The sequence below is a fragment of the Nocardia panacis genome (genome assembly GCF_003598715.1).
Taxonomy (GTDB): Bacteria; Actinomycetota; Actinomycetes; order Mycobacteriales; family Mycobacteriaceae; genus Nocardia; species Nocardia panacis.
The window spans coordinates 1-1,007 of record NZ_QZFU01000058.1 but is presented as its reverse complement, the minus strand read 5'-3'; the positions used below and the strand labels follow the sequence as shown (position 1 = coordinate 1,007).

Below are 1,007 nucleotides of genomic sequence, written 5' to 3'. Positions count from 1 at the left end.
CGGTGCGGTCGATCTGAGAAACCGCCTGTCCCGGGCGACCGGACTGACCCTTCCCGCCACCCTGGTCTTCGACCACCCCACCCCCACCGCGGTGGCCACCTACCTCAAAACACAAATACAAGGCAAGAAGAGCATCATCGCCAGGGCGTTGAGTACGTCGGTGTCGGCGGATGAGCCGATCGCGATTGTGGGTGTGGGTTGTCGGTTTCCGGGTGGGGTGCGGTCTGCGGCCGATCTATGGGATCTGGTGTCGCAGGGCCGGGATGTGATCTCGGGGTTCCCGGATGATCGTGGTTGGGACGTGGAGGGTCTCTACGACCCAGATCCCGAACGGTCCGGAACCTCCTACGCGCGTGAGGGCGGATTCCTCGACGACGCCACCGGGTTCGACGCCGAGTTCTTCAATATCTCCCCCCGCGAGGCCCTCGCGATGGACCCCCAACAGCGGGTACTGCTCGAAGTCGCCTGGGAGGCATTCGAATCCGTCGGGATCGTCCCGTCGGCGCTGCGCGGAACGCAGACCGGCGTGTATGTCGGGGCGATGAATCAGGACTACCTCAATTTCGGTGATGTACCGGCTGATCTGGAGGGGTATCTGGCGACTGGGATCGGCGCGAGTATTACCTCGGGTCGTATTTCGTATGTGTTGGGTTTGGAGGGGCCCGCGGTGACGGTGGATACGGCGTGTTCGTCGTCGTTGGTGGCGTTGCATCAGGCGTGTCAGGCTTTGCGGGCGGGGGACTGCTCGATGGCGCTGGCCGGTGGTGTGACTGTGATGTCGACACCGGGGATGTTCGTGGAGTTCTCCCGGCAGCGGGGGTTGGCGCCGGACGGACGGTGTAAGCCGTTCTCGGCCGATGCCGATGGCACCGGGTGGGGTGAGGGTGCTGGTGTGTTGGTGTTGGAGCGGTTGTCGGATGCGCGTCGTCTCGGGCGTCGGGTGTTGGCGGTGGTGCGTGGTAGTGCGGTGAATCAGGATGGGGCGTCGAATGGTTTGACCGCGCCGA

The 1,007-nt window shown here is 64.3% G+C and carries 1 protein-coding gene; it reads left to right on the top strand.

The features are described 5' to 3' along the window. Positions 1-1,007, top strand: a 1,007-nt coding sequence (locus tag D5S18_RS34280) for a type I polyketide synthase (RefSeq protein ID WP_147404368.1), incomplete at both ends; no start/stop codon positions are given.